This window comes from Bacillota bacterium (assembly GCA_013177945.1).
Taxonomy (GTDB): domain Bacteria; phylum Bacillota; class DSM-12270; order Thermacetogeniales; family Thermacetogeniaceae; genus Ch130.
Genome location: JABLXW010000031.1, coordinates 1 through 6,034, shown reverse-complemented (window position 1 = coordinate 6,034; position 6,034 = coordinate 1). Strand labels below are relative to the sequence as shown.

The window sequence follows — 6,034 nt, the reverse complement described above, 5'->3', positions numbered from 1 at the left end:
ACCTCCACTACGCGCCGCCCGGGGCACGCGCCTGCTTGGGTGTGTGGCATGGCGACCGCCTGGTGGGCGTGCTGATGTTCGGCAGGGCTGCAGCGCGCCTCGAGGACCAGTGGCACACGCTCGAGTTGTCGCGCATGGTGCTGCTCGACGAGTGCCCGCGCAACTCCGAGAGCCGCGTCCTGGCTCTGGCGGCCAGGTGGATCCGGCAGCACTTACCCGACATTTTCCGCCTTATCGCCTATGCGGACCCAGGGCAGGGGCACAAGGGCACGATTTACCGCGCTGTCGGTTGGCGCCTGGTCGGTATGACACGTGGTGGTAGCTGGACCCGTACCGGTCGCCCCCGCCGCGGTGCTTCCCCGGGACCGAAGCTCAAATTCGAATTGCTCCTTCAGAACAGAAATCGTTCTGATCGCAAGAACTGTCAGCAGATCGAGAATTCAGACAGGTGCGCGCGTGCGCACTTTTTCCAGGCGCGGTTTTTTTCTTTTTCCGCGCCGGGCCCGGGTGATGTCCGGGCCTTTTGCTTTTTGTAGGTCGCCGCGAAAATTATACCTGCGAGGTGATGAATAGCCTTGGTCTTTACGATTGTGTTTTTGACTCTCTCTGTGTTAACCGGGGCGGGCGCCTGGCTCTACCTCCGGTGGGACGCGGCAAAGCAGGCCGGAGAGGCCGGGGGAGCCCCGGCGCTCCCGGCGAAAGATAAGGCAAAGTCAAAGAAAGTCAAAGAGTCGGTCAAGGACATCTGGGAGGTCGAAGACGTCCGGCGGGGCGTCCTGGTCCTCTCCGGCGGCCGCTACAGGCTCGTCTGCCGGGTGAGTTCCGCTGACTTCTGGCTCCTCTCTGACGCGGAGCAGAACGAGGTGGAGGACGCCGCGGCCGCGGCCCTGCTCCAGCTCACCTTCCCGGTACAGTTCCTGGTGACTTCCCAGGCGGTGGACACCAGGGCGGCGGTCGAGGAGCTCCGGGAGAAGGCCGGGGATCTCCCAGGCGCCCTCCAGGAGCTGGCCTTCGCCCGCGCCGAGTACTTGGCGGCGATGACGCAGGAGAAGGCGGCCTCGGCGAGGCAGGCGTACTTGGTGATACCCTACGACACCGTAAAGGGCTTCGAGCACGCCTACGGGGAGCTCCAGGCGCGCCTGGCGAACCTGGCCGACGCCCTGGCCGGGGCGAAGGTGCGGGTGGAGCCGCTTTCTAGTGAAGCGGTCGTGGACCTGCTCTCACACCTGCTGAACCGCGGTCGCATCTGGAGGCCGTCGGAGGCGGTGAAGAGGGGAGTGATGAGTCTGTATACCGTCTCGGAAAGGAGTGCAGTTAATGCTTAACGCTTTCAGAATCGTCGTTTTGGCGGGCATAGCTTTCGTCAACTGGGTAATCCTGGCGCTGTTTCTCTCCATGTTCGGCGCCTCTGACGCCCTCGCCGGGTGGGGGGCGCTCCTGGCGGAGGCAGCCCTGGTTGGTTTGGCCTTCACTCCCCTTGGGGAGAAGTACTTCCGCTTCGTCAACAGGCTGCGCCGGCCCCTGCCGGACGAGGAGAGGGCCCTGCGCCCCGCCTTCGAGCGGGCGGTCGTCCGTTGCGGCCTGATCGAAAGGCCCGAGCTCTTCGTGGCCCACGACCCCTTTCCGAATGCCCTGGCAACCGGCGTGAAGACAGTGGCCGTGACGCAGGGGCTCCTCCAGCAGGCCAGGCCTGAGGAACTGGAGGCGATCCTGGCGCACGAGCTGGGGCACCTGAAGAACGGGGACACGAAGGTCCTGCTCGCGGCCTACGTGATGAACGCGGCGGGGAGCTTCGCCACGTGGGTGATGACGGTCGTTATGGTCGCCCTCTCGATTTTCAGCTTCCTCACCGGCGGGGCGACGGGCGACCGGCAGTTCATCGGGCTGGGTTGGTTCATCGTGATGATATCCTGGATGCTTCGCGGGGTGACGTGGCTCCTGCAAAAAATTCTCGAGCTCTCCTTCCTGGCGGTGGGGCGGGCCCAAGAGTACGAAGCTGACGCCTTCGCTGCCCGGTGCGGCTACCGGGACGGGCTCGTCTCGTTCCTCTCCCGCGTGGTTGGGCCTGAAGGGCCCCGGAGCCTGGCGGCGGTCCTCTACGCCACGCACCCGTCACCGGAGGCCAGGATCGAAAAACTGATGGCGAGGAGCTGGTAGCAAGATGCTACACAAAAAACGTCCCGGACCTATGGCGACAACAGGTATGACTATTATCATCGCAGGAACGGTTTTATATTTAATATGCTTTTTAACACCAGCCTTGAGCCAAGTTGGAGCCTGGATCATGTTTCCTTTTATAGCGTTGGGAGCCTTTCTGGTTGCAGTTGAAATCATAAAAGAAGTCTGAAGGAGCTGGTAACAATGCTTAAGCTTAAAAACAGGCAGAAACAGCAGGAGCCGCAGGAAGAGCGGGACGCCCTCACCTCCCACGCCCTCCGGATCCAGGACCTCTTCGCACCGGACGGAATGCTCGTAGAATTCGACAGAATCCGGCTCGGGACGGGGTACGCGCGTACCTACGCCCTGCACGCCCTGCCGCGCCGGGTGCAGGTCGGCTGGCTTGACGAAATCTTCAACGCCGGGGACGTGGATCTCTCCGTTCACTTCGTACCCGCCCCCGACCGGACCGTAACTCAAACGTTGATCTCGAAAGAGACGAAGGCCCGCTCCCAGTACATCCTCGACCAGCAGTCCGGAAACATTTCGAGGATCCCGGAGCTGGAGGCCCAGATCGCAGACTACGCCGCGCTCCGGGAGGCGGTGCAGCTTGGGCAGGACCGGCTGTACTACCTGACCTTTCTCATCACCGTTCACGGGGCCACCGAAGAGGAGCTGCGCCGCAGGTGCGAAGTGGTGGAGACGGTGCTGGCCCGCCGGGGGGTGCTCCCCCGAAAGGTCGTCCTCCGGCAGTTGGACGCCCTGAAAGGGGCCCTGCCCCTGGCGAAAAGCGCCCTGCACGACTTCGAGCGGAACCTCACCTCGGGGGCGGCGGCCTGCTGCCTGCCGCTCTCAGTCTCTTCCGGCGGGCACTCATCCGGAGTGATGTTGGGCGTCAACCTCTTCACCCGCGCCCCGGTCTTCCTGGACCGCTTCGCTGGAGAGCACGTGGTCTCGAACCAACACATCTTCATCTCCGGGGAGCCTGGCTCGGGGAAATCCGTTTCGGCGAGAACTCTGTCCCTCCTGGAAGGCTACCGCGGGGTCAGGACTGCCTTTGTAGACCCCGAAGGCGAGTACTCCTACTTCACCGAAGCCCTCGGCGGCCAGGTGGTGCGCCTGACTCCGGGGCGATTCTCGGGAGTCAACCCCCTGGAGGTGGAGCCTGAGGAGGAGGACGGGAGGGTCTTCGTTAACGTTCTCGCAAAGGTGGAGGATATCCTTGCCCTCGTGGGCTCGGTCTTCCGGTTCTACCACGGCGGCGAAGGCCTCGGGGCTGTGGAGGCGGCCCTGCTCGAAGAGGCGGTTAAAGAAGAGTACCGGGCGCGGGGAATCACCGAAGACCCGGCCTCCCTCTACCAGGGGGGAATCAAGAAGCCGATGCCGACGCTCCTGGACGTCCAGAAGCGCCTGGCCGGGATGCGGGGGGCGGAGCGCCTGGCCGAAGCGGTGAAGCCGCTCCTCGCCGGCGGTACGGTGGGGATGTTTGACGGCCAGACGATGATCCACCTCCAGGACACACCCTACATCTGCTTCAACCTCCGGGACCTGGGTGGGGACTTCTCCCGCTTCGTGGCCATGTGCGCCGTGCTCTCCTGGCTCTGGCAGACCTTTGCCCAAAAAGGCGGGAAGGAAGTGCCTAAGTGCGTGGCGGTAGATGAGGCCTGGATGTTCCTGCGGCACCCGGACGCGGCGAAGTACCTGGAGACGCTCGCCCGGAGGGGGAGAAAGCACGGCTGCGCCCTGACCATCGCCACCCAGCGCTTCGAGGAGTTCGCCTCCACCCCCGAGGGGCGGGCGGTGATCGAGTCCTGCGCCAGCATCCTGGTGCTCAAGCAGGAGGAGCACGCCGCGGAGGCGGCGGTGGAGTACTTCCGGCTGGCCTCCGGCTGCGCCGCGCTTCTCTCCCGCGCCAGGCCGGGGCAGGGGATCTTGCGGACCTCCGGCTCCACCACCGCCGTGCAGGTGCAGCCCGCCCCGTTTGAGTGGGAATTTGTGGAGACGAAAGTGAGGGGCCGGTAGTGCGAAAATTGCGAAAGCCTTTAATTGCCCTGATCCTCCTGCTCCTGCTTTTTTCCTTCGCAGGGGCGGCCTGGGCCCAGGAGGAGCCTCCGAAAGAGGATAAGGGCGGCATGTTCGAGCGGATCCTCGCAGGAATCGTTGCCGTTCCCTGCTCCGTGATCGAGGGCCTCTTTAAATGGGGCGGCTTCGAGAAGCTCGACAAGCTCGTATTTCTCAAGGGGTACAGCGAGGAGGAGAAGAAGAGCCTGCCCTGGAAGGGAGACGAACCGAAGCACGTCCGCCTCTGGTTCCAGACGCTTGCCTACGTCACCGCGCCGTTCTTCGCGATAGTGATTGCAGTAAACGCCTACAAACTCCTCTACGCCGCGGCCAACCCCGCGGCGCGCTCGGAGGCGATGGAGTCGCTTCACCGCTGCGTCCTGGCGGTCTTCATCGTCGCCCTTGCCCCCCTGATGGTCAGCACCGTGATGTGGATGTGCACAATTTTGGTGGACGCCGTTGCCGGTGCCTTCAACCACGTTGCCGCGGCGCTCGGGATGCCCCGGGCCGTGGGAGACTGGAGCGCGGTCGAGATAGGAGGCGCGCAGATCGTCACCGGCTCCGTCCTGGGTACGGCAATCGTCCGGCTTTTCCTGGCCGGAATGTTCGCCTACCTGAACGTGCTCTACATCATGCGCAAGGTCGCCCTGACCGTGTTTTTCGCCTTCACGCCCCTGGCGGCGATGATCTGGGCGGTCCGGAAAGAGAGCACGGCGATGCCGGTCTGGATCGGGGAGCTGCTCTCCAACGCCTTCATGCCGGTCGCCCACGCCCTGGTGCTCTGCACCATCCTGCTCCTGTGCGACGTGAAGGACATGGGGAGAGGGACGTGGGTGACGATCCTGATTAGCTTCTACACCCTCATCCCTCTCGCGGAGGTGCTCCGGAACTCCCTCCAGTCCATCATCGCCCATTTCGCGGGCTTCAATGAAGCCGCCACCGCCAGTAAAATCTTCGGCGCGGCGATGGGTTTGGGAGGAGTGTTTTCACTGGTTCGGGCGGGAGGCTCCCTCTTCGGCGGCGGGGGCAAGACTCCTCCCTTTGCCGGAGCGACCACTACGGTCCCCCCCGGCGGGGAAGGCGGCCGGCCCATCGGCTTCCGGGTGCCCCAGCCTGCCTCCCCGCCCCCGCTGGGCGGCCCGACCGCTCCCGGAGGCGCCGCCCCCCAGATCGGCGGAACCGCCCCGCCGCTCTACGCCGGGACGCCCGGCACCGTTCCGGCAGCCTCCCCCGGGGCCTCTCCGGCAGGCGCCGGGATGACCGTTCCGATGCCTCACCGCCAGGGCGGGCTGGTTGGGAGGGCGAAGAGCTTCGCCGCCTCCCCGCGCGCCACCGCTGCCCTCAAGGTTGGGGCCGCCGCCGGCAAGGCCGCGGCCCTCGGGGTCGGCGCCCTGGCCGCGCTGACGCTCCCTGCCGTCCCCGGCGGGCAGTCCCTGGTTAAGCCCGTCGCGGCAGTCGCAAGGGGCGTCTACGGCGTGGCCGCAGGTGGGGCCTACCTGGCCGGAGACTACGCCGCCCGGTACGCCGGGAAGAAGCTCAGCCAGGCCGCCCAGAGCGGCTCCCGTCTGGCGCAAAAGACCGTGCAGGCGGGGAAGGCGGCGCAGGGGGTGGGCCAGCGCGCTGCGGACTGGCTGCTCGGGCCCCAGCAGGGCCGGCAGGCTCCGGCCCCGGTCGCGCAGGCGCCCCGGCAGATCGGCTTCAGGCCGCCCGTGCAGTCCCAGCAGCGGGCAAGGTACCCGGCCAGCGCGTATGGGCTGGACGGAATTAGAGAGAGGTAGAGGCGGCGAGAGGCTGCTTAGAATTTTTCTGTAGGAGG

At 65.5% G+C, this 6,034-nt stretch carries 6 protein-coding genes; all 6 read left to right on the top strand.

The window, feature by feature from the left end:
• Positions 1-62 precede the first annotated feature (62 nt).
• From HPY58_13205 to HPY58_13180, 6 genes are read left to right on the top strand one after another with little or no spacing between them, the layout of a single operon-like run.
• Complete coding sequence (locus HPY58_13205) at positions 63-536, top strand: hypothetical protein (protein ID NPV30575.1); 474 nt, start codon at positions 63-65, stop codon at positions 534-536.
• A gap of 39 nt (positions 537-575) precedes the next feature.
• Positions 576-1,325, top strand: a complete 750-nt coding sequence (locus HPY58_13200; GenBank protein NPV30574.1) for a hypothetical protein — start codon at positions 576-578, stop codon at positions 1,323-1,325.
• Positions 1,318-2,157 carry a M48 family metalloprotease gene (locus tag HPY58_13195; protein NPV30573.1) on the top strand — a complete coding sequence of 280 codons (840 nt, stop codon included), beginning with the start codon at positions 1,318-1,320 and terminating at the stop codon, positions 2,155-2,157. The genes HPY58_13200 and HPY58_13195 overlap by 8 nt, the downstream gene beginning before the upstream one ends.
• A gap of 4 nt (positions 2,158-2,161) precedes the next feature.
• Complete coding sequence (locus HPY58_13190) at positions 2,162-2,347, top strand: hypothetical protein (GenBank protein NPV30572.1); 186 nt, start codon at positions 2,162-2,164, stop codon at positions 2,345-2,347.
• Between the two features lie 14 nt (positions 2,348-2,361).
• Entirely contained in the window at positions 2,362-4,179 is a 1,818-nt protein-coding gene (locus tag HPY58_13185) for a hypothetical protein (protein ID NPV30571.1), read from the top strand.
• Entirely contained in the window at positions 4,179-5,996 is a 1,818-nt protein-coding gene (locus tag HPY58_13180) for a hypothetical protein (GenBank protein NPV30570.1), read from the top strand. The genes HPY58_13185 and HPY58_13180 overlap by 1 nt, the downstream gene beginning before the upstream one ends.
• The last annotated feature ends 38 nt before the right edge of the window (positions 5,997-6,034 follow it).